This is a genomic window from Undibacterium sp. FT79W, assembly GCF_014284215.1.
Taxonomy (GTDB): Bacteria; Pseudomonadota; Gammaproteobacteria; order Burkholderiales; family Burkholderiaceae_D; genus Undibacterium; species Undibacterium aquatile.
The window spans coordinates 37,961-60,290 of record NZ_JACOGB010000009.1 but is presented as its reverse complement, the minus strand read 5'-3'; the positions used below and the strand labels follow the sequence as shown (position 1 = coordinate 60,290).

The following is a 22,330-nucleotide window of genomic DNA, read 5'->3' as shown; positions in this document are numbered from 1 at the left end:
CCTTTGTTGGAAATGCTTTTTTTAAGATTTTTTCCTTCTGGCCTGAAAAAACATCTTAAAATTAATAAAAAAGAAATCTACCGTCAAAAATATGAAATGATAATTTCTACGGGGATTGGCTTAAATAAAGGATTCCCGTCATAATTAAGAAATTGTGAAAATGACGGCTGAGTCCAGGACTGACATGAACTACACCCCAATCCCAGAAGACGCGATTCGACAGGCAATTGATGCTGAAGCAGTTTTCACCGAGCTCCATAAGACTCGGAAAAGAGCTCAGGCGTACGCATCTGGAATGTATTGGAAGCAAGAGCCAGAAGGGGAGCAGCTCGTTAAGACTCTTCCTCATAAGCGACAAGAGCGCTTAGGTCGTCGGTCGCCTGAAACCGAAAAAATCTACGAAGCCTACATTCCAAAAAAGAAAGAAATTGAAATGCGAGCAGCTACCTTGGCTGCAGAGATGGATAAACATCGCCGTCTCAATAAGGCTTTGCGAGTCGGAAGGGTTCCAAACATCGTTGTTGAATTACTGCAAGAACTCGACAATGCCGGTCTATCGGAACACTTTACCGTCGTCGGAACACATGCACTCTATGCCTACGAGACTGCGGCCGGTGTACGGATACTCCCGGCAGCGTTGGCAACGCAAGACGTCGATTTGCTATGGGACGCAAGAAAGAGAGTACGATTCTTGGCGGAGATGGAGAAACTCCAGGTCTCGATACTTGATATTCTACGTAAGGTCGACCGCACCTTCGAGCGCAAAGAGGGCGCACTTGAAACCGCAGTGAATGATAAAGGCTTTGAGGTCGACTTCTTACGTCGGCCTAATCAAGAAGGGGATGAGCATCCATTTCAGCTTTCAAACGACGAAAACGACCTTTGGGTCATACAAGCGCTCCGTGCAGATGTGTTGACCCAATCTCCAAAATTTGAACGAGTGGTTTTTGCTGCAAACGGAGCGATGGCGACAATGAAAACGATCGACCCTCAAGTTTTTGTGGAGTTCAAGAATTGGTTGGCAACCGAAGCGCCAAACCGGGATACCTTGAAGCGGAGGCGCGATGCGCAACAGGCACGTATTATTCAAGACCTCATCGAAGAGGGGTTGTTAATGCCTGCAAAGCGTTGACCTATCGTTATCTCAAATCATTGATTCACTATTATTGGTGCCGTTTTTTTGAGTAGCCCAATATGGTTTGATTGAATGTATTTTTTTTCTCTTTCTTTTTTTGTTAATATATACAATATAACAATATCTCCAGACGATCCAATTGCATTTAAAATTGACACTCCAGGAGCCCACTTTATTTCGATGCCACCAATCCAAAGAAGGTAGGGAATTAAAGTGATAATTAGAAAGGGCATGAGAAGTATTACCGAGTATCTTCGCCTGCTTACGACGCCGCTGTAACTAACAAATGCAAGCCCACTTTTTCTATCAAAGCCCATAGCTGAACGATCATTTAAACCAAATCCAGGAAATGCGAGTGCATGACATATTTCATGGAAAAGCATTAAGACTAACAGCATTGGCAAAAATTTCTCTGGCGGATAATCCATCACATAAATTAAATCTTTATTGGTCGCAATAATTTTCCAAAACATTATCCCGCCAGGAGCCACAATTACGATCCCAAACAGCAAAGCCCACACATGAAGTTTATCAATATTTTTAATAAGTGCTGTCGGATCCTCCAGCAATTCGGTTGTTCCAATTGGTATTTTTGTTGTGAATTTCATCTAAATTAATAGCATCCGATATGCTGATTGATTTGAAAAAATATAACTCGCAATATGCCTTACATCAGTTGCAATTAAATATATAGCACGGGGAGTATTTTTTTCGAAATTTTAACTCAAAGCACTTCGTGTAGCGACAGTTTGTCGCGTAAAGACATACGCCGAATTTTGCCGATCATATCCATAGCAACCACCTTTTTATCTCCAGCCTAAAATTAGGCCGGACAAATAGAATATCTGGGGCAATTTTCGTCCGACAATAAGGTTGGACTGACGCAAAGTTGCCCCGGCAAGGCATGGCGACGAAGACAGCAAGCGTAGGGTGCGTCATACGCACCAAATTAGGTAAGGTTGATGTTCGTCGGCTGGCCGTAACCAGCCTCGCATAAGATGCGTCATCATCATGTGCGACGTCGCCAGATTTCAGACTGAGTGGCGAATGAACAGGTGAGTGCATTTGATTGATGAAGGGGGGCGTATGACGCACCCTACTGGGTACGCACGCTACGCTTGCTGCAACCTAAAAAAAAGCCCGGTCATTAACGTGACCGGGCTTGATGCTTTGAATGACAGCGGGCTTACTTCAGCGGTGGAATCGCTTGCGGCACCAGTTTTTTGACGGGTTGTTCGCGCAGTTTATCGGTCAGCATTTGCAAGGCTTTTTCGAGTTGCTGATCTTGTCCGTTGAAGGTTGCATGCGGCATGTTTTCGACTTCCACATCCGGCGTGACGCCGACGCCTTCGACCAGCCAGCGGCCATCCATGCCGAACTGTGCATTTTCTGCTGCGCGTATCATGCCGTTATCAGCCAGGCTGTTGCCATCCGACAGCCAGACACCGGCACCAGCAGTGCGTTTGCCAACCAGTGGCCCGAGTTTCAATGCCTTCACGCCTGCCGCGAAAGTCTCGCCGTCAGAATACGTCAGCTCATCCACCAGCACCACCAGATGACCACGGAAGGTCTGTTGCATATTGGTGTAAGGCTGGTTGTTGCCGCGCGACCAGAACGCCCAGGTTTTACGCAAGAGTTTTTCTATGATCCAGCTGTCGATATTGCCGCCGCGATTGCGGCGCACGTCGATGATCAGGCCGTCACGATTGAAATTGCTGTAGAACTCGCGTGCAAACGCATTGATGTCTTGCGCACCCATGGCCCGCAGATGCAGATAACCTATCTTACCTTTCGATGCTTCGTAAACGCGTACGCTGCGGCTTTGTTCCCAGTCGCTGTAACGCAGATTCGCATGTTTCGTCATGCTGACAGGCGTGACGATAACATTGTGCGGCGCCTGATTTGCGCGTTTTACCTGCAGCAAGACTTGCTTGTCGGCCTGATTCAGCAGCAGATCGGCAATATCACGCGCTTCCATGACCGGCTTGCCGTTGACGCTCAGAATGACATCGCCTTCTTTGACATCGACATCGGGTTGCGCCAGCGGGCTGCGCTCTGTTGGTAACTCTGGTTCGCTGCGATAAATATGTTCTACCTTGTAGCCGTCTTTGCTGCGGGCTAACACTGCGCCCAGCGTTGCCGGTGCACCTTCGGCAGCAGCTTTGCGGATGTCGCCGGGGCGGAACTGCGAATGCAGCGCACCGACTTCGCTGACCATTTGCGCGAGCACATCATTCAACTCATTGCGGTCAGTGACACGCTCGACCAGAGGCGCATATTTGTCGCGCATTTTTTTCCAGTCCACGCCACGCATGTTGTCGTCGTACAGAAAATCTCTGTGCATGCGCCAGGCGTCACCGAACATCTGGCGCCATTCCTGACGCGGGTCGGATGTGAAGCTCCAGTCATTGATGCTGACTTTCGCCTTGCTGATATCGTTGGGTGCTTTGGCACCGGCTTCGACGATCACAAAATCACTGGCACCGTTACTGGTAGCGGTTTTGTAATACACATGTTTTTTGTCGGCGGATAAATCGAACTGACGGATTCCGCTGACGAATACTTCTGGTTGCACCGGGTTTTTGCTGATGGCGAGTGTCTTCAGTGTGCCGCGTCCTTCGTGGCCTTCTGATTCAACGAAATACAGACGCTTATCGTCAATCGCTAAGCCGCCGTAATTACCGGCAGCGAGTGGCACCTGATACAAACGTTCGCTGAGTCCCGCATATTCTATGGCGGGTAATGCTGCTTTGCTGGCTTTTGTGTCGGCTGATTTGGCATCCGTATCCGATGCTTTCTCTGCCGTTTTTTCGTTGGCTTTTTCAGTATTTTTTTCTGCTGGTTTTGCGTCGGTTTTGTTGCTGAGCTTGCTTAACTCATCGTCAGCTTTAAACGGAAAACGATTTTTTGCCTGCAAGGCGAGGGCGTAAATGCCGGAACGTTTGTCAAAGCTGGGGCCAAGATTGCGATCACCCCAAGGTGAACGATTGCCGACCTCGAAGTGGCGTTCAGATAAGAAATACAGCCACTTGCCATCGGTGGAAAATACCGGCGTATGCGATTCATAGCGGTCGCCTGTGACGAAATGCAGTTGTTTGCTGGCGAACGAATATAAGCCGATTTGTTCGCGACCGCTGCTGCTATCCGGGCGCACGATGGCCAGGGTTTTACTGTCCGGTGCCCAGACGACATCACCATAGCGGTCAAAGCCCGCTTTGCTGCCGTCATCAATGATCGTGTTGGTTTTCGTTCCCAGATCCAGCAACCAGACGCGACCACGTTTATCGGTATGCGCGAGCGATTTTCCATCCGGTGACGGATAGATATTGAGTCTGTGTACATCGCCATTATGGGTCAGCATTTCTGCCTTACCGATACCATTGGCAGGATATTTCCAGATTTCATTTTCACCTGAGCTGTCAACAATCACATACACGCTTTGGTCATCGTGCGAAAACACGGCAGCGCGGGCGCGGGCATTCTCGGGAATCGCTAAATCGACACGGCGTTGACGGTCGGTACCGGCAATGCTGACATGGCCGCGCGCAGTGAAAATCAGACGCTCGCTTTTGCTGGCGATTTCGGTATCGCTCAGATATTCCAGCGGTGTGCGGATCAGGCGTTTTCTTTGCTGATCAAAATCGGATGTCAGATCGATCGCCAGTGTGTTGTCGGCTTTGCTGGCAATATTAAGTACATGCAGATCGGCGCCGAGCTGATAGACGATGTTGCCGTCACCGATGGCGGCATTTCTGACATCCCACTCTTTATGCGTCGTCAGTTGTTGCGGATTGCTGCCGTCGGCGTTGGCTGTCCAGATATTGAATGCACCGTCGCGGTCACTGATGAAATACAGGCGACCCTGATACCACATCGGCCGCTTGTTATTGCTGCTGTCGCTGGCAAACAGATTGACGGCTTCGGCTTTGCCCTGCAAGTCATAGCGCCACAATTGTGCGGTCGCGCCGCCACGGTAATGTTTGGCATTGTCATTGGTCATTTGCAGACCGAAACGCGTGAAGTACAGATAGCGGCCACTGTCATCGAGCGCCGCTTCATTCGCATCAGCAACAGGGAAGACGCGGCGTAATTGTGTTTTCGGATCAATCGCTGCAATGACTCTGTGCGCGTTGGGCCCGGTGCTGTTGAGTGTGCTGACTAATACCTCGCCCTGTGCCGTCCAGCCGAGCACATTCACGACATCATTTTCAAATGTCAGACGCTGTGGCAAACCACCGTTGACCGGCATGACATAGGCTTCAGTTGCCCCTTCATAGGCGGCGGAAAACGCCAGCCATAGCCCATCACGTGAAATCGCTGGCAGGGTTTCTGCGGCCGGATGTGTGGTCAGCCGTTGCGCCTGTCCGCCGCGCAGGCCGACTTTCCATAAGTCGCCTTCCGCAGTAAAGACGACGGTCTCTGCGCGTATGCCGGGAAAACGGTAATACGCCGGTGCAGCCGTCGCCGCCGGCAGAATACTGACTAGCGTCAGTCCAAGCGCGAGACTGAGAGCGAGGTTGAGAGGCCGCCGTTTGCTCAGTTTGCGCGGCAGAACAGACGAAGGTAAGTAGCGGGTGACACCAGCGGGTAGTTTCATGTGAAAGATCTTTAACTTAATTGATTGAAATTATTTATTGAAATTACTTATTGCAAACAAAGCTGGTAAGAAAAACAAATCTCCTCTTTTTTCCTACAAAAAATCATCAAAAGTGTTACCGAAGTGTAAGTTTTGTTGATGTCGGGCAACTATCCATTTATAACATCGGCAGAGCAACATTTGTTTCCTTACACGTTGGCCGATCTGCCTTACGTGACCATCAACGCGCAATTAGTTTAGTTATCCGGCGGAGAGAGCCATGAGACCAGTCAACTTCATCAAAGTTCTTGCAATCCTCAGTATTTCGACAGAAATGTCATTAGCGATGGCGCAGAACGTCACTTTCAGCATTAACACTCAGGCCGAACGCAAAACCATCAGCCCGCTGATTTACGGCTTCAATGCCTACGCCGACGGTTATGGCCGCACTGGCTGGGATGCGCATGGCGGCAAAGCGAATCTGGATAGTCTGAATCTGACTTCGCGTCGCCTCGGTGGCAATAATATGACCAGCTATAACTGGGAAAACGGTGTCAGCAATTCCGGCGCCGACTGGTGCCATTCTTCAAATGCCGGTGTGACATACGCGACCGGTGCGGGTGAGCCTTCCACCACCAACGGCCTTGCGTATTACGCACCGGGTGCCGGGATTAAAGCGTTCCACGATCAGTCGCTGGCGCTGGGCACTTTCTCTTTGCTGCAATTGCCTGCTGCCGGAAAGCTGCCGAAAGACATCGTCAATCTGTACCCGCCATCGACCTGCAAAGGTTATGACTTATGGCAAAGCACCGCCGGGCCATCGAATGTCGATGTCAGCCGCTGGCTTGATATTGTGAATGACAAACCTGCGGCAGCAGGCAGTCTGAGTCTGGCACCATCGCTGAGCGACAATGTGGTGTATATCGACGAAGAGCTAAATTTCCTCGTCAAAAAATATGGCAAGGCATCTTCCACCAAAGGTGTCAAAGGCTATGAACTGGATAATGAACCCGATCTGTGGCATGTGTGGCCATCCAGCCAGGGCGCTGGCACGCACGAAAATCTGTATCCGAAGCTGACCACGATCAGCGATGTCATGCAAAAGAATCTGGCGCTCGCGAAAACGGTGAAGCGCATGGACAGCTCCGCGCAAACCTTTGGCCCGGCACTGAGCGGTTATCTGGGTTTATTCAGTTTGTGGGCAGTCTGGGATGGCTCGCAATCGCATCAGCCAGCGGACTGGAATCAATATTATGCGGAGCCGTATCTCAGCAAAAACACCGGTGACCGCTATCGCTACAACGGCATGACGTTTGCCAATGTGTATCTGGATACGATGCGCAAGGCGTCGGCATCGGCGGGCAAGCGTTTGCTGGATGCCTTCTCGTTTCACTACTATTCACAGGCGTCGTATGATCCGGCCAATCGCGTGCAGGCAGCGCGCAGTTTGTGGGACAGTAGCTACGTCGAACCAAGCTGGATCACGCAAGGCGGTAATGGTTTTACCGATGGTCGCGGCCTGGAAATTCTGCCCAAGCTCAAGCAGTCGATTGCCGATTTTTATCCTGGCACCAAACTCGCCGTGACCGAATATGATTTTGGCGGCAGAGATGATGTGAGCGGTGCGATTGCGCAGGCCGACGCGCTCGGCGCTTTTGGTCAGCAGGGCGTGCATCTGGCAACGTATTTCGGTGATGTCGAAGCCTATATCGCCGCCGGATTTAAAATTTTCCGCAATTACGACGGCAATAAATCGGTGTTTCCTGAAGTCTCAGTCAAAGCGGTCTCGACGAATAACGGCAATGGCACCGTGTATGCGGCAGTCAGTGCTGCCGCGCCGGATACCGTGCATCTGATTGCGATCAACCGCCTTAGCACACCGTTGAATGCCAGCTTGCAAATCGCCCATCCGGTGGCGCTGAATTCTGTGCAGGCGTGGGGTGTCGATGCGAGCAGTCAGGCCGTGACCATGCGTGCGGGTCTGAGTGCGATCAAGCAAAATCAGTTCAGTTACACCTTGCCAGCGTGGTCGGTCATGCACTTTGTGGTGAAGCCATAATCAGGCAAATTATCGTCGGCATTGAAAAAGTGCCGGAAAATGCCTGAATAATACTCCCCGGGAGTATGTTGTAAGCCCCTTTGTTTATGCTGGGATAAAGGCGAAAACAAGAAAAACAGGGGGGAGTATGCTGAAAAACAGCAAACGACAGGCAAACAATAAGGAAAAAGACGTTAAAAAAAAGCAGCCCTAGCTGCTTTTTTTTTTAGGCAGAACTTTGACGTTCAGCGCTTATTTTTTGATTTGCTTCAGCACTTCGCGCAACATCGCCAGCATCTGATCGAGTTCCTCTTTCGTCACGTTCAGCGCAGGCATGAAACGCAGCAGATCAGGGCGCGGTGAATTCAGCAACAAGCCGACTGGTTCCATATTGCGCGCAGTTTCAACGATTTGTGCGCCGATGTTGTCGCCGAGTTTCAGCGCGCGCAGCAAGCCTTCACCGCGTTCGCCTTGCAGACCGAATTCATCCGACAGTTTGACTAATTCTGCACTCAGATAAGCGGCCTTTTCCTTGACCTCATCGAGGAAGCCCGGCTTGGTCAATTCCTTCAGCACGGCGATACCAACGGCCGTCATCAATGGCGCACCGTTGTACGTACCGCCCTGATCGCCCGGCACAAAACAGGCGACCGCTTCGCGGCACAGCAAGGCGCCGAGCGGCACGCCGCCACCGATACCTTTCGCCAGCGTCATGATGTCAGGCTCGATACCGGACAACTGATAGCCGAACAATTCACCGGTACGCCCCATGCCGGTCTGTACTTCGTCAACGATCAGCAGGATGCCGTGTTTTTGCGTCAGTGCGCGCAGTTGCTGCATAAATTCACGCGTGGCTGGCAACACGCCGCCTTCGCCTTGTACCGGTTCCAGCATGACGGCGACGGTGTTGTCGCTGATCAGTTTTTCAACCGAAGCGATATCGTTCAGATCTGCTTTCGGGAAACCGGTGACTTGCGGTGCAAATATTTTGTCCCAGCCCGGTTTGCCGGAGGCCGACATGGTTGCCAGCGTGCGACCGTGGAAGCTGTGATCAAAGGTGATGATTTCAAATGCGCCGTTTTTGTTCAACTGACCCCATTTGCGCGCCAGTTTGATTGCGCCTTCATTCGCTTCGGCACCGCTGTTCGTAAAGAACACGCGGTCAAAACAGGATTGCTCGGTCAGACGCGAAGCCAGTTCTATCATCGGCGCGTTGTAAAACGCAGGAGATGGATTCAGCAGTTTTTTCGACTGCGCGACCAGCGCGTCGTGGATTACAGCCGGGCTGTGGCCGAGGCAATTGACCGCCCAGCCTTGCAGGTAATCGAGATAGCGTTTGCCATTGTTATCCGTCAGCCACATGCCGCTGCCTTCCGTAAAGACGATTTCCGGGCGCGGTGTGATGTACATCAGAGCGTTAACGTTGTACTGGCTGAATTCCATTTCAAGACTCCTAAAGTCGACAAAGCAGGGGTAAAAAAAGAGTAGTAGAGACTAATATCGGGTGCTGAATAACAAAAAAGCCACAGGAGTTGCCTGTGGCTTGATACTTGTGGTGCCGCTCATCTACCGCGCACGCTCACTCGTACATAGTCCCAGGCTCGAAGAACGAGCTGCGACGTCGTGCGATATTTGGTGAGGACATGTCGGTAAAAATTTTCATAAAGCGGATAGTAGGACTTTTTGCGCACTGCGTCAAAATAAATTTATGCAGTGCGCTGAAAAAAAAACGGGATGCTCAGCTCACGCGCGCGCAGACGATGAGCAATTGATTAACAGAGCACAAGCACTTCGTTTTTCGCATGCATGAACATGCGTTGTCCTTTCCTTGTTAATTCACCAGATCGGCTTCGGATGTGAACGAATCGGCGTAGAACTCGTCCGCCGGTAACTGGCACTGCGCGACAAAATCGCGTTTGGCGGAATCCACCATCACTGGTGCACCGCAGGCATACACCTGATAGCCGGATAAATCAGCGTGATCGGCCATCACCGCCTGATGAACAAAGCCAGTGCGGCCCTGCCACTGATCTTCGGCTTGTGCATCGGAAATGACCGGCACATAACTGAAGCCGGGTAATTGTGCCGCCCACTCCTGGCATAACTTATCCATGTAGAGATCGGCAGGGCGACGGCCGCCCCAGTACAACGCGACAGGGCGCGTGGATTTGGTGTGGATTAATTGTTCGACCAGTGCTTTGATCGGCGCAAAGCCTGTACCGGAGGCGAGCAGAATAATCGGTTTGTCGCTGTCTTCACGCAGATAAAACGTGCCTTGCGGACCTTCAAAGCGCAGGATGTCACGCTCTTTCAATGTCGAGAAAACCTGATCGGTAAATAAGCCGCCCGGCATGTGACGGATATGCAGGCTAATGTGTTCCGCATCGTGCGGCGCATTGGCCATACTGTAGCTGCGGCGTTTGCCGTCGCGCAGTAAAAATTCTATGTACTGACCAGCGCGGTAATTCAGTTTTTCATTTGCTGGCAATTGCAAGGCAAGCAGCATCACGTCATCGGATAATTTTTCCAGTTTCGCAATGCGGGTCGGCATTTTTTTGACCGGATATTCATCATTGGCGACCAGCTCACGCGCTTCGATGGTCAGATCGCTTTGCGGTTTCGCGCAGCAGAACAGCGACATGCCTTGTGCTGCTTCGTCTTCGGTTAACGCGCGTTGCTGATGATTACCGTGCACGACAGTGCCGTCAGTGACTTTGCCTTTGCAGGAACCGCAGGCTCCATTTTTACAACCGTAAGGCAGAATGACGCCCGCGCGCAAAGCGGCGGATAATACGGTCTCATCTGCATCGCAGCTAAATTGATGACCGCTGGGGGTCACGGTTACTTGAAAAGTCATACAATCCTGAGCATGAAAAAACAGTTAAAAAAAATAGCTAGGCCGCGCTTACTGATTATTGGTTGTGGCGATGTCGGTATGCGTCTGCTGCCATTATTGCGTGCGCATTTCCGCATTTTCGCTGTCACCAGTCAGCCTGCGCGTTGTGCAGAGCTGCGTGCGGCGGGGGCGGTGCCGGTGGTTGCTGATCTGGATCAGCCGCATACTCTGGCGCGATTGTCAGGGCTGGCGCAGCGTATCGTGCATCTGGCGCCACCGCGATCTGACGGCATTACAGATATCCGCAGCCAGAATTTGAGCGCCATTTTACCCGACAAGAGCCGTCTTGTTTATGTCAGCACGACCGGTGTGTATGGCGATTGCGCTGGCGCAAAGTTTGATGAAACACGCGCGGTCAACCCTCAAAATGCGCGTGCCGTGCGACGCGTGGCGGCAGAACAGTGCCTGCGACGCTGGGCGAAACGCAGCCAGTCCACCTTAGCCATTCTGCGGGTGCCGGGCATTTACGCGGCGGATCGCTTGCCGGTGGAACGCTTACAAAAAGGCACGCCAGCATTGACCGCCAGTGATGACGTGTACACCAATCATATTCATGCTGACGATCTGGCGCGGCTGATCCGGCTGGCCTTATTCCGTGGTTTGCCGCAGCGCGTGTATCACTCGGTGGACGACAGCGATATCCGGATGGGGGATTATTTTGATCTGGTGGCTGACGCGTTTCAGTTGCCGCGCCCGCCACGTCTGCCTCGTGCTGAATTACAGAAACAAGTATCGCCCATGCTGCTGTCATTCATGTCGGAATCCCGTCGCCTCGAGAATCAGCGTATTAAACATGAGCTGGGCGCACGCTTGCTGTATCCGCAGGTGCGCGATGGCATTTTTGCCGCAGTCAACCGTTGACGAGAATAGTTTTATATCAGCGATGAGGTGACTTTCAGAATTTCATCGGCGGTCGTCAGACCTTCGACAATTTTGTAAGCACCGGCAATGCGCAAGGGCTTCATCTCATCCTTGATACTCTGCGCACGTAAAGCATGAATATCGGCGTTTTCCGTGATCAGCTTACTGAATGGCAAGGTCACGGTCAGCAGCTCATACAGGCCGGTACGCCCCAGAAAACCGGTCTGGCGGCATTCCGGGCAGCCGACAGGGCGATAGACTGTCTGTGGTTTCGGGATGCCCCAGTCTTCGACCAGCGTTTCCCAGATCGCATCCTGAATTTCGCCATCAGCGACTTTGCAATGGACGCACAAGGTACGCACCAGACGTTGCGCCAGAATGCCGATTATCGTTGCTTCCAACAGATAATACGGAACGCCGAGTTCCAGCAGCCGCATGATCGCGGATGGCGCATCATTGGTATGCAGGGTCGACAGCACCAGATGGCCGGTCAGTGCAGCCTGCACCGCCATTTCTGCGGTTTCCAGGTCGCGTATCTCACCGACCATGATGATGTCAGGATCTTGCCGCATCAGTGCGCGTATACCATCGGCGAAGTTCAGATCTATCGATGATTGCACCTGCATCTGATTAAACGAAGCTTCCACCATTTCTATCGGATCTTCGACAGTACAGACATTCACATCGGATGTGGCCAGCGCTTTCAGTGTGGTGTACAGCGTTGTGGTTTTTCCTGAGCCGGTCGGCCCGGTGACGAGAATGATGCCGTGCGGTTTTTTTGTCAGATTGTCCCAGCGTTTCGCGTCGTTCAATGGAAAACCTAATTCCGGCAGCGTCTTGACCACGACTTCCGGATCAAAAATACGCATCACCATTTTTTCGCCAAACACGGTGGGCAACGTTGATAAACGCAACTCGACTTCCTGCCCATCGGCGGTACGGGTCTTGATACGGCCATCTTGCGGGCGCCGCTTTTCAATGACGTCGATACGACCCAATAATTTGATCCGCGCAATCATCGCGATCATGACGGTTGCCGGCACCTGATACACCTGATGCAGCACGCCATCAATGCGGAAGCGGATCACCGCCATATCACGCTTAGGTTCGAGATGTATATCCGAGGCACGCTGATCAAACGCAAATTGCCATAACCAGTCAACAATATTGATGATGTGCTGATCATTCGCATCGACTTGTTTATTCGACTTACCAAGTTCAACCAACTGCTCGAAGTTTTGTCGCAAGCCCAGGTCATTGCTGCTGGATTTACGCGCATCTTTAATCGATTTCGCCAGCGAAAAAAACTGCACGATGTATTGTGAAATTTCCAGCGGATTCGCGAGTACCAGACGTATTTCTTTACGCGAAATACGCGCGATTTCATCTTGCCACTCGGTGTTATACGGATCAGTCGTGGCAACAACGACCGTGTTGACATTCGATTCGACAGGCAGAATATTAAAGCGCGTCGCATACGTTGATGACATCACATCAGAGACCGTGGTGAAATCAATTTTTAAAGGATCTATCCGGTAAAACGGCAGGTGTACCTTGCCCGCCGCCCATTCGGTCAGCCAGTCCAGCGTCAGCTGTGCATGCGGTGTCTTTGCTGAAAGAAGTTTGCATTGCGCGGTTGCCGTCAACGGGTGCATGGTGGATGGCCCGTTTTTCAGGATACCTTGCGCCTCATTGTATTTTGCTTTGGCCTCGTCTTTGAGGATCAGGCCATCAGCCATCAACCAGGTGAAAATTTGTTGCAGATCTAAGCGGCGCGGGGCTTTTGGGTTCATTTTCTCTGGCTGACGTTGTAGTTGTAGTGGGCGGATAGCGGATGAACGTTAACTGTTTTTTTAGCTGCTTTGTTATCTGCTTTTATCTGAAAAAATCTTGCCTGAAATGACTCGTCTTTAATGTGAAATTATTCCGGATCACTCGCTGCTTTGAGACCGTTAACCCAGGATTTCGTCGGCAACTTGGTCGCCGCCTTGATCTCAGTTGCGCGTTCATATAATGCAGCAAAATCAAATTGTTGTTTGTGCTTGAACGCGATCGCAACGACGTTGCCATCATGCACTTCCGGCAGACATAAGACTTCGGCAAAAGCAAAGCGCAGGGCTTTCAGATTGCGCGCATAACTTGGGTGGTCGCCGAATAAATTGACGGTCAGTATGCCGTTGTCTTTGAGGCAGGCTGCGCATGACTGATAAAACTCTGCCGTATCCAGTACAGGTCCTTTGGCGGTCGCATCGTACAGATCCACCTGCAGCGCGTCGATGGTATCGAGATTGTTTTCATCGTTAACAAAATCGAGCGCATCCATTTCTATGACATTCAATCTGTCGTCATTCGCAGGCAATTTGAACATGCTCTCGCAAATCGCGATGACAGAAGGGTTCAGCTCAACGGCGGTAACACGTGCGCTCTCGAACTGACGATAACTGAATTTAGTCAGCGCACCAGTTCCCAGACCAAGCTGGACGACGTGTTGCGGTTCAGGATTAAACAACATCCAGATCATCATTTGCTGCGCGTATTCGAGTTCGATCGCATCCGGTTTGCGCAAGCGCATCGCGCCTTGCACCCATTCGGTACCGAAATGTAAAAAACGCACACCGTCGAGTTCTGACAAAGTCACAGGCGCGAATTTAGGTTTGCGTGGAGATTTTTTAACGGCCGCAGCCTTGGGGCCGGAGCGATGATTGGCTTCGGCTTCTATGGATTTACGTTTGATTAGCATAGCGCTATTTTACCTTTTGCTTTTGTATCTAAAACAGAATTCATGTAAAAGTTTGTCGCTCAATGTGACAGCAACGATAAATAAAATCGGGCGACATCGATTCAGTTGAGAATCTGTTGCCATTCGTGTGATTTTTCTGCAAACGAGCGCATCGCATTGGCCGGCGAAGAAGAGGGCAGCACCAGCGTCTGATAGCCTTGCGCCTGAAACCAGCTTTGTATTTTTGCCGCCGTTTTGCCATTAAAGCAAACCCGCCTGAGCTGCGGATAGTCGCGCCGCAACGTGGCAAAATCATTTAACTGCCCGTCGCGTATCGCTGCATCCAGGCTGCCCTGACGCACGCAATGACGGAAAATATCCCACAGTCCTATCCCATGTGCTAACAGCAGTTCCAGTTTTTGCTGGTACTCACAAACGACCAGATCTTGTTGCAACACTGCCGACATCAGTCGCCAGAACTGATTGTGGCGAAACGCATAATATTGTTGCGCATCCAGCGAGGCTTGCCCCGGAAAACTCCCCAGAATCAGGGTGTGGGTTGCCTCATCGATAACTGGGGGAAATCCCGATAAAATTATTTGACTCATTTGTTGGTTTGTTCGTTCTTGCAGTAACAAGCGCTGAAATTCGTGCTTTTGCTGCTTATTTTTAGTGATCTTCGCTCTGTTTGTGCTTCGGTCAGCAAACATTATGATGCATGGCTATACTATTGTGTATGCCACTCGGTACCACAGACACAAACGCCGCCAGAGAAACTTTTCATCTGTCGTGCAGTCTGAACATTACCGAGTGTGATCATAGTTGTATTGATGTTTCGATGAATAAGGAGATCGCAATGAAAAAAGTCTTGATACTGACTGCTGTGGCGCTGCTGAGCGCTTGTGCGCAACCGAATAACTCCGGCAGCGTCTATCGCGCCAGCCAGACGCAGAATGAGCAAAGTGTACGCATGGGTTATGTGGAATCGGTACGCGAAGTGACGATCGATAAAGGGCAGACCGGTGTCGGCACGGCAGCGGGCGCGGCGCTTGGCGGCATTGCTGCCGGTTCCAGTATTGGCGGCGGCAACGGTTCGATCGCTGCTGGCATAGTCGGCGCAGTGGCGGGCGGTCTGATCGGCCAGAAAATCGAGCAGAGCAATAGCCAGAAGCGCGGCCTCGAAATTACGGTCAGGCTTGACAGTGGTGAGTTCAGAGCCATTACGCAAGACGCTGATGAACTGTTCCGCGTCGGCGAAAGAGTACGGCTGCTGTCGAATGGACGCACGACGCGTGTGACGCATTGATCCGTGTAGCGAATGCTTAACTGAACCGTCGAAAATAGCTGATAAAACAGCTCGCACAACAGCTTGCAAAACAGCCAGATTCGCTGGCTGTTTTGCATTAGCAGTGCACAAAGAACACGTGCATCCTTTGACTTCCGCGGTTGCAGAGGAATGGGAAAAGTGTATATTTTGTACATGGCGACGCATTTCACCGGCGAACGCTGAATAAAGCGAAGATGACGATCTGCTGCTTGATTTGATTCAGGAGAAAAGAGATGAAAAAGATTAGTCTGGCTCTGCTTATAGCGAGCGCATTGACGTCCCCTGTGTATGCGGGCGAAGTCAGTATCACCTGGCAAACACCGGAAAAATATACGGATATACGCCCATCCAGCGAAACCCGCGAGGCATTTCAGGAACGCGTGGCGAAAGAGCTGGGCGAGGTTTTTATCGATCTGGCGAAAAAATTACCGGACGACGTGAAGTGGGCTATTACGGTCACCGATGTCGATCTCGCTGGTGATGTCCACCCGATGATGCGCGGTACTGCGAATGATATTCGTATCATTAAAGAAATTTATTGGCCGCGCATGTCGCTCAGTTATCGCATGACCGATGGTAAGGGCGCGACAATAGTGGAAGGGCAGGAAGACATCAAAGACATGAATTTTATGATGGGAATGCATATTCCATCCGGCCACACCAGCTTTGAATATGAAGAAAAAATGCTGCAGGACTGGTTCAGAAAACAGCAGCGGGATAAGAAATTTCCTACGAAGTGATCATTGATTTTTTTCTGCAAAAAGGGAAGTGTTTCACTGAAAACACTTCCCTTTTTTTATACATGAATTACTTTTTCAATGCCAAAGTGCAATCGACCATTTGTTATTGAAATAATGTGATTTTGGTTTTGCTGCCGGATATCTATTGGTTTTATTGTTTGTCTTCCGGAATATAAACGATAGAGCCGTCTTTCATGCGGTAGGCGGTGCCTGCTTTTGCTCCTTCGCCCTGGCCGATAGCGCCGCTGGATTTATAGTGTTCTATTGTTTTGCCTTTTTTAATCATCATTTCCATGTTTGATTTTCCTGGATCCGTGATGATGGTGACATCCTGTTTGCTGAATGCGTTTAACAGCGGATTCTGTGCGACTGTAATGAGTAGTGCAGCAATAATGACCAGAAATATATCGATAATATTGACCACGGAGAGAATAGGATCATCGCTCTCAGGTTCATGTAATAGCTTCAGGCTCATGCTGTTTTCTCTTTTTGAATTTCCACGATTTCTTCCGCCAGCCAACGACGTTGAACGTTAGCAATCCAGTAGGTGATGCTGGCGGCGATCAGTGCGATGATCACGACGGAAAAAGCCACCGTGAGATTGCCCGATACTTTCGCCAGATTGCCGTCAGTTAATGATTTTAGTGCCGGCCCCATAGGAATCATCGTGCCAATGAGTCCCAACATAGGCGCGATGCGACTGGCGATGCGGGCAGGCTCCAGTAATTTGTGTGCAAGCAAATCAAGTTCGTTTGATGTGGTCTCTGCATTCTTGCGAACATGCTGCAGCAATGGAAATCCTGCCAGATGTTGCGAACGGCGACGACGTTGCAGTGCTTGCAGAATGAACGAGCCTAATGCATAAAATGAATATGCAAACATCGCAGCGACCAGTACGAGTACAGGGAATAAGAACAACTGCCCGATCTGATACATCAGTAGTTCAAGAGTGGAGGTTGGCATTATTGTTTTTCCTTTTTTGGAGATGGTATGGATGAGGATGTCTCTGGTGTGCTTGTTACCGCCGCCCTGGAGACAACGCCGCCTATCGGCATGGCGCAGGGATCTTCGCGTTTTGTGCGTGGAGTAAACCAGACAAGATCAAAGCCTGTAGTGTCGTAATCCTGCGGCGAATATTGGCCATCATTGATTTCGACATAGGCGATGGTAAGGGTACTGGCATTGCTTTTCAGGTAGCGGGGAACGGCGAGATCACGCCGCACATGTCCGGAGCCTGCGATCAGTACGACAGGGCTTGCGCTTGCTTCAATCGCGGTTGCCATACGCGCATCGCGGGCTCGTTGCGCGGTGACAATTGCGGCAAGTTGTGCTGGCGCCGGGCGTTGACCGCAGTGCCCTTGCACGATTTCATTTTCTAATGCAGCGATCTGGGATGTATCTGCCTTCGGTAAGTCTGGCGTCATCGTGCCCATAGCAATAGAGCGTGCATCTTTGCGCGACAAATTTGCGGCGATAAGTGACCAGTCATGTGTTGCTGCGAAGGTGATCAGACTTTTGTACATAGGCCATTGCCATCCTTTACGATTGAGCATGCCAGCGTCAGCCAGCTGTTCTGCATCTTTTACGCCTGCTTTAACGGCTGCGCTCAGCGCTGACTGATATTCGGAATCGAATTGTTCCATTGCCAGCGTCAGAGGCGCTTTCCCCTGATGGCGTTGCTGAAGTGCTTGCAGGGCCTGCAGTTGTAATTGATGATGAAAAGTGCTGTCGTGTTTTTCACCCAGGAGTACATAACGGTTGGATGCTGCTGCATTGTAAGCGGCGTCCTCGCTGACAAAGCTATTTGAACGTGTATCCCAGATACGTCCCTCCAGCGGATGTGTTGTTTGAGCCATCGCGGCCAGGCTCATCGTACTCAGCAGCGTAGCCGCGACGAATGAGGTCCAATGATATCGGTTTGTGTATTTTTTCATGACGATGTTGACTTTCTCCATTGGCGCCATGCGCCGATCAAAGGAAATAAAATGAGAAGAGCGATGGCCGCAATCATTAACTGCCCCAGCGTTTCAACGACCTTCTGCGAAACGGATTCCAGTTTCATTCCGCTGATTGTTTGCGTTGTTGCAGGTTTTGTCTCTGTATCTGGCTTGGGTTTTGTGATGGTTTGGGTCGCACGCGGCGTTTTGGCTGCATTCGCTGCTGCTGTTTCCTGATGACTCATTTTCTTTAACGCCGGTGCATCAAGCCCAAGGCCGCTGAGTCCGGCATAGGCTGCCAGTTTCGCATTGTCAGTTTTAACGTCGTAGGTCTGAGCCAGCTCGCGATAGCGTTGCTTTAACTCACTGACTGTGGCGGCATCTGCCTGCCAGTAGCCGCCTCGTGCTGCTTCCAGCATGCGTGCTACGGTCTGCGCGAGTGCATGTGGGTTCTCACGTTCGAACCAGTCTTTTAAGCCAAGCTGATGCTTGTCACGTACATAGACATCGACAAATTCCTGCCATTGATCATCCCGCACGATTTCCCGCGCGACAGAAGTCCAACCGGCAAAATTATTCATGCTATCAAGTACCTGCAAGGTGCCTGCATATCCCTCTGCCATAAGCCCTTTGATATATCCCGGATGGAAGTTACGCGTTGCCAGTTCTTTTGCCAGAAACTGCGCAGCGCCTTCAATTTTGCCGCTACCGGATTCGCGCAAATTGGAAATGTACAGCTCAGGTGCACGTCCATCGAGATGACGCACAGCCAGCGCAATACCGCCAAGATATTGAAATGGATCATCCGTCGTTAACATGCCGTACAGATTAGATGTTCTGGAGAGAATCGCGCCTTCTGTACCTTTTAAGTGAGTGGCGTAAAGATTGCCGGGCTTTCCATTACTCAATTCTGTTGCGCTTTTTCCCCAATCAGCTTCATCGGGGCCATACGCATATTGCATACGGTTTAAATAAAGTTGCGCCAGTTTTTTGTCGCCTTCCGCTTTGCTGTCCCAGGTGTCCGTTGCGAGTGCCGCATCGTCCAGGCCAGTACCGTACTTACCGGATTCAGAGGCAAAAATGCGGGTCTTACTTGCCTTGTCTGCCGCGGCCGTTGCCCATCCTTGTCTGACTAATTGCTCGTTGATATTGCGGGCGTTGATTGCCACCGGATTATCTGCCTCATTGGCTTCCGCAGCGAGTTTTGCGGCCTTGGCGAGAATTTTCATCGTGTTAGGAAAATGATCGCGATACAGACCTGTCGCTGACAACACAACGTCGACTCTCGGGCGTTTCAATTCCGCACGTGACACCAGTTTTACGTCAACAACGCGACCGCCCTGATCCCATACCGGCTCAACTCCAAGTCCCCACAATGCCTGTGCTTCAAGCATGCCCTGATGGCGCATTGTTTCTACCGACCATAATGAAAAAGTCAGTTTTTTCGGGGCGTGTCCTGATTGCCGGATATGGGCCGCAATTAAGTTTTCCATCGTTTCCTTACCGGCTTCCCACGCTGCTTTAGTGGGGATGCGAGATGGATCAAACGGGTACAGATTACGTCCGGTGGGTAAGGATTCGGGATTTTTGATCGGGTCTCCACCATACGATGTCGGAATGTAGCGGCCATCAAGCGCCGCGAGTAATCCGGCGGTCTCACTGGTTGCCGCAAGATCGTAGTACCACTGCCGTCCTTTTTCTATCGCCTCTCGCAATGTCGGTGTGAGCTTGTCATCCGGTTTGCCGTCGATAATATGCTGCTTCAGTAACTGATAGGCCGATGAACTGCTGAGTTTCCGGTAGTCGTTGACCAGAGCCTCGTCGATATCGTCGCCCGGAGCGGCGACAGCTTCCCAAAAAGATTTTCCCAGCATCAGCATGACTGTGCCGAGCCGCCATTCCTCTGCAGCGCCTTTGCCAAATGTATGCAAGCCCATTGGTTGAGCGGTACGCGCCAGTTCGTGCAAATGGTCATGTAATACATTGATGAACCCGGCGAAATTGTTGCTGATTTGCTGCGCATCCCAATTCATATCTTTGTCGAGACGTTCTTTTTTTACCAGTGAAATCAGTTCAGCCTGTTGTTTCTGTTTGACCATGCCTTCATCTTGTGCGAGCCACGCATGCAGTAAATCATGAATATGTGTCAGCGTTTCGTGCAGACCTGCCGGCGCAAATGGTGGCGTCTGATGTGAGATGGTCACGGCTCTTCCGCGGCGTTTTGTTTGCAACGCTTCCCCGATGTTATCGACGATGTAGGGATAAATCACCGGAACATCACCGATCGCCAACTGAGGGTAGTCATACACAGAAAGACCGCGTTCTTTCCCTGGCAGCCATTCTTGTGTGCCGTGAGTTCCGTAGTGAATTAAGGCATGCGCGCCAAATTGCTGACGCATCCAAAGATAACTCGCCAGATAAAATGGCGGTGGCGCCACAACATTAGAGTGATACAGCAGTTTCTCTTTATCACTGCCACGTTCGCTGCGTGGTGCTTGTGGCATCAGGATGACATTACCGATTTGCAGACGCGGAATGGCGAAATATTTCCGACCCTGACGTTCCACGACCATAGTCGATTTTTCGGGGGCTCCCCAGTCTTTCAAGATCCCGGCACTGACTTCTGTGGGCAGGCTACTGATCCACTCCCGATAATTTTCTAACGGCATCAGGTCGGCCAGACCGTCATCAATCAAGGCGTTCAGTTCACGATTATCCGCAGGCGGGCGATAGAACGGGGCCAGCAAACGTTGTAATTGTCGTGTCAGTTCTTTGTCGCCAGGAGTATCTGTTTTATAGCCAGCGAGTTTGAGTGCCGTCAGCGTTGCGTCGAGACTCTTCGGCAAATTCAGATAAGAAGCCGACAGATTTTTTTCGCCAGGCGGGTAATTCCAAAAGAAGATCGCAATTTTTTTATCGGCGTGCCGCATGTTTTTCAGCTTGGCGAGATTAATCGCCTTAGCCACGACAGCGGACGTTTGTTCTGCGATAGGAACAATCTGATCATTTTTTTTATCGGTAGCGGCAGCGATCTGTATATCGCTGACGCCCGCATACTCTGCCTGCGCCATGTAGAAGGGAACATCCATCAGGGCGATACCATGCGGATCTTTTTTCCAGTCGGTGATATCTCCTTTTCGATAAGGCATCGCTTGTATGACCGGAATTCCCAGGGTTTCGAATTCTTGTTTTCGCCCTTCCGGATTGAGCATGATTTGCGTATTAATCAGCACATCTGCAATAGGCTTACCGCCGGGAGCAATCATGCTGCCGATGGCATCGGCATCCATCACCGGGCTGTAAAAGGCAATCGGTATCGCGCCTGCCGCCTCAATGCGGTAGATCATATCGTTGACGAAGGCGGTTTGTTCTGCAACGACATATTGCTGATGCATAGCAATCGCGATTACAGGACGATGCTGCGTGGGATCGACTTGCTTCCACTTCAGGTAGGCCGCTGCATTGGCAAATACCAATCCCGGCGCACGGGGATGGTAGACGGCCGATTTCGGAAACAGAATCGGTTCTGCAATCTGTTTCCATGAACGTCCTGCAAGGTATGCAGAGAGTGTTTCAAAAAAATGTTGATAATTAGGCGTACTGCCGTTGACATAGTAAGTGTTGAGACGTTTAGCCAGCGGCTCAGGTAAATTTTTCCAGACTGGCTCGCTGGTGTGCAGCCAAAGCGACGGCTTTTTTAAGCCGGATAAGGCATGGTGCAATTGCGCCTGAATAGCTTCGCGGATGTGATCACGCGGGGCGTCAAACATAACGATGTCGTAGCCGTTGAATACACTCGCATCTGTGCTGGCAGGAAGTTTCTCACTGTAGCGGGTATCGATTTTGACGCCATGCGCACCGGCTAATTCTGCGAGCATGCGGAATTTTCCCGGCGGAACCGGGCTGCTGGTGATAATCAATACATTGGCTGCCTGCGCTGTTGTGCAGAACAGGCAGACTGATGAAATCAAGATAACAAGTAAGCCATACAACCGCTGTACCCACGATGTTTTGCGTTGATATAAATTGGGTTTAAAAAAACGTTGAAAAAAGCTGGGTGTGGCAGATGTCATGGCGAACTTGTCAGAATGCATTAGTGAA

At 50.9% G+C, this 22,330-nt stretch carries 16 protein-coding genes; 5 read left to right on the top strand and 11 right to left on the bottom strand.

The window, feature by feature from the left end; genetic code table 11:
- Positions 1-184: 184 nt before the first annotated feature.
- Positions 185-1,132 (top strand): GSU2403 family nucleotidyltransferase fold protein, encoded by a 948-nt coding sequence (locus H8K38_RS16455; protein WP_186885943.1) that lies wholly within the window; start codon positions 185-187, stop codon positions 1,130-1,132.
- A 17-nt stretch (positions 1,133-1,149) separates the two neighbouring features.
- Here H8K38_RS16455 and H8K38_RS16450 read toward each other — a convergent pair whose 3' ends face one another.
- Positions 1,150-1,743: a DUF3267 domain-containing protein gene (locus H8K38_RS16450; protein ID WP_186885942.1), complete on the bottom strand. Its 594-nt coding sequence runs from the start codon at positions 1,741-1,743 to the stop codon at positions 1,150-1,152.
- 578 nt (positions 1,744-2,321) lie between these two features.
- Entirely contained in the window at positions 2,322-5,732 is a 3,411-nt protein-coding gene (locus tag H8K38_RS16445; protein ID WP_186885941.1) for a S41 family peptidase, read from the bottom strand.
- A gap of 259 nt (positions 5,733-5,991) precedes the next feature.
- Here H8K38_RS16445 and H8K38_RS16440 point away from each other — a divergent pair, with 259 nt between their 5' ends.
- A complete protein-coding gene (locus tag H8K38_RS16440) occupies positions 5,992-7,770 on the top strand; it encodes a glycoside hydrolase family 44 protein (RefSeq protein WP_186885940.1) in 1,779 nt (592 codons plus the stop codon).
- Between the two features lie 231 nt (positions 7,771-8,001).
- Here H8K38_RS16440 and H8K38_RS16435 read toward each other — a convergent pair whose 3' ends face one another.
- Both H8K38_RS16435 and H8K38_RS16430 read right to left on the bottom strand, forming a co-directional pair.
- A complete protein-coding gene (locus H8K38_RS16435; RefSeq protein WP_186885939.1) occupies positions 8,002-9,192 on the bottom strand; it encodes an acetylornithine transaminase in 1,191 nt (396 codons plus the stop codon).
- Between the two features lie 388 nt (positions 9,193-9,580).
- Complete coding sequence (locus tag H8K38_RS16430; RefSeq protein ID WP_186885938.1) at positions 9,581-10,606, bottom strand: CDP-6-deoxy-delta-3,4-glucoseen reductase; 1,026 nt, start codon at positions 10,604-10,606, stop codon at positions 9,581-9,583.
- A 12-nt stretch (positions 10,607-10,618) separates the two neighbouring features.
- On the opposite strand from H8K38_RS16430, the gene H8K38_RS16425 reads away from it, so the two are divergent.
- Positions 10,619-11,506, top strand: a complete 888-nt coding sequence (locus tag H8K38_RS16425; protein WP_186885937.1) for an SDR family oxidoreductase — start codon at positions 10,619-10,621, stop codon at positions 11,504-11,506.
- An 11-nt stretch (positions 11,507-11,517) separates the two neighbouring features.
- Here the strand turns inward: H8K38_RS16425 and H8K38_RS16420 are convergent, their stop codons facing one another.
- The 3 genes from H8K38_RS16420 to H8K38_RS16410 form a co-directional block, all read right to left on the bottom strand.
- A complete protein-coding gene (locus tag H8K38_RS16420) occupies positions 11,518-13,299 on the bottom strand; it encodes a GspE/PulE family protein (RefSeq protein WP_186885936.1) in 1,782 nt (593 codons plus the stop codon).
- A 128-nt stretch (positions 13,300-13,427) separates the two neighbouring features.
- On the bottom strand, positions 13,428-14,246 hold the full coding sequence (locus H8K38_RS16415; protein WP_186885935.1) for a methyltransferase domain-containing protein: 819 nt from the start codon (positions 14,244-14,246) through the stop codon (positions 13,428-13,430).
- A 101-nt stretch (positions 14,247-14,347) separates the two neighbouring features.
- A complete protein-coding gene (locus H8K38_RS16410) occupies positions 14,348-14,821 on the bottom strand; it encodes a DNA-deoxyinosine glycosylase (protein WP_186886005.1) in 474 nt (157 codons plus the stop codon).
- A 260-nt stretch (positions 14,822-15,081) separates the two neighbouring features.
- Between H8K38_RS16410 and H8K38_RS16405 the strand changes: the two genes are divergently transcribed.
- Positions 15,082-15,531, top strand: coding sequence for a glycine zipper 2TM domain-containing protein (locus tag H8K38_RS16405; RefSeq protein ID WP_186885934.1), 450 nt, complete (start codon positions 15,082-15,084; stop codon positions 15,529-15,531).
- A 254-nt stretch (positions 15,532-15,785) separates the two neighbouring features.
- Complete coding sequence (locus H8K38_RS16400) at positions 15,786-16,292, top strand: DUF3016 domain-containing protein (RefSeq protein ID WP_186885933.1); 507 nt, start codon at positions 15,786-15,788, stop codon at positions 16,290-16,292.
- Positions 16,293-16,443: 151 nt separating this feature from the next.
- On the opposite strand, the gene H8K38_RS16395 is transcribed toward H8K38_RS16400, so the two are convergent.
- Genes H8K38_RS16395 through cobN form a run of 4 tightly spaced genes read right to left on the bottom strand, consistent with a single transcriptional unit; the run spans position 16,444 to position 22,302 of the window.
- A complete protein-coding gene (locus H8K38_RS16395; protein ID WP_222610895.1) occupies positions 16,444-16,761 on the bottom strand; it encodes a DUF2149 domain-containing protein in 318 nt (105 codons plus the stop codon).
- A gap of 2 nt (positions 16,762-16,763) precedes the next feature.
- Positions 16,764-17,255 (bottom strand): MotA/TolQ/ExbB proton channel family protein, encoded by a 492-nt coding sequence (locus H8K38_RS16390; RefSeq protein WP_255423039.1) that lies wholly within the window; start codon positions 17,253-17,255, stop codon positions 16,764-16,766.
- Entirely contained in the window at positions 17,255-18,226 is a 972-nt protein-coding gene (locus tag H8K38_RS16385) for a ChaN family lipoprotein (protein WP_222610891.1), read from the bottom strand. Before H8K38_RS16385 ends, H8K38_RS16390 begins: the two co-directional genes overlap by 1 nt.
- Positions 18,223-22,302 carry a cobaltochelatase subunit CobN gene (gene cobN / locus H8K38_RS16380; RefSeq protein ID WP_186885930.1) on the bottom strand — a complete coding sequence of 1,360 codons (4,080 nt, stop codon included), beginning with the start codon at positions 22,300-22,302 and terminating at the stop codon, positions 18,223-18,225. Before cobN ends, H8K38_RS16385 begins: the two co-directional genes overlap by 4 nt.
- Positions 22,303-22,330: the final 28 nt, after the last annotated feature.

What these genes read in the sequence shown, in the direction of transcription:
- H8K38_RS16455 (WP_186885943.1), top strand. Translation starts at nt 185, where the DNA reads ATGAACTACACCCCAATCCCAGAAGACGCGATTCGACAGGCAATTGAT.
- H8K38_RS16450 (WP_186885942.1), bottom strand. Translation starts at nt 1,743, where the DNA reads ATGAAATTCACAACAAAAATACCAATTGGAACAACCGAATTGCTGGAG.
- H8K38_RS16445 (WP_186885941.1), bottom strand. Translation starts at nt 5,732, where the DNA reads ATGAAACTACCCGCTGGTGTCACCCGCTACTTACCTTCGTCTGTTCTG.
- H8K38_RS16440 (WP_186885940.1), top strand. Translation starts at nt 5,992, where the DNA reads ATGAGACCAGTCAACTTCATCAAAGTTCTTGCAATCCTCAGTATTTCG.
- H8K38_RS16435 (WP_186885939.1), bottom strand. Translation starts at nt 9,192, where the DNA reads ATGGAATTCAGCCAGTACAACGTTAACGCTCTGATGTACATCACACCG.
- H8K38_RS16430 (WP_186885938.1), bottom strand. Translation starts at nt 10,606, where the DNA reads ATGACTTTTCAAGTAACCGTGACCCCCAGCGGTCATCAATTTAGCTGC.
- H8K38_RS16425 (WP_186885937.1), top strand. Translation starts at nt 10,619, where the DNA reads ATGAAAAAACAGTTAAAAAAAATAGCTAGGCCGCGCTTACTGATTATT.
- H8K38_RS16420 (WP_186885936.1), bottom strand. Translation starts at nt 13,299, where the DNA reads ATGAACCCAAAAGCCCCGCGCCGCTTAGATCTGCAACAAATTTTCACC.
- H8K38_RS16415 (WP_186885935.1), bottom strand. Translation starts at nt 14,246, where the DNA reads ATGCTAATCAAACGTAAATCCATAGAAGCCGAAGCCAATCATCGCTCC.
- H8K38_RS16405 (WP_186885934.1), top strand. Translation starts at nt 15,082, where the DNA reads ATGAAAAAAGTCTTGATACTGACTGCTGTGGCGCTGCTGAGCGCTTGT.
- H8K38_RS16400 (WP_186885933.1), top strand. Translation starts at nt 15,786, where the DNA reads ATGAAAAAGATTAGTCTGGCTCTGCTTATAGCGAGCGCATTGACGTCC.
- H8K38_RS16390 (WP_255423039.1), bottom strand. Translation starts at nt 17,255, where the DNA reads ATGCCAACCTCCACTCTTGAACTACTGATGTATCAGATCGGGCAGTTG.
- H8K38_RS16385 (WP_222610891.1), bottom strand. Translation starts at nt 18,226, where the DNA reads ATGAAAAAATACACAAACCGATATCATTGGACCTCATTCGTCGCGGCT.
- cobN (WP_186885930.1), bottom strand. Translation starts at nt 22,302, where the DNA reads ATGACATCTGCCACACCCAGCTTTTTTCAACGTTTTTTTAAACCCAAT.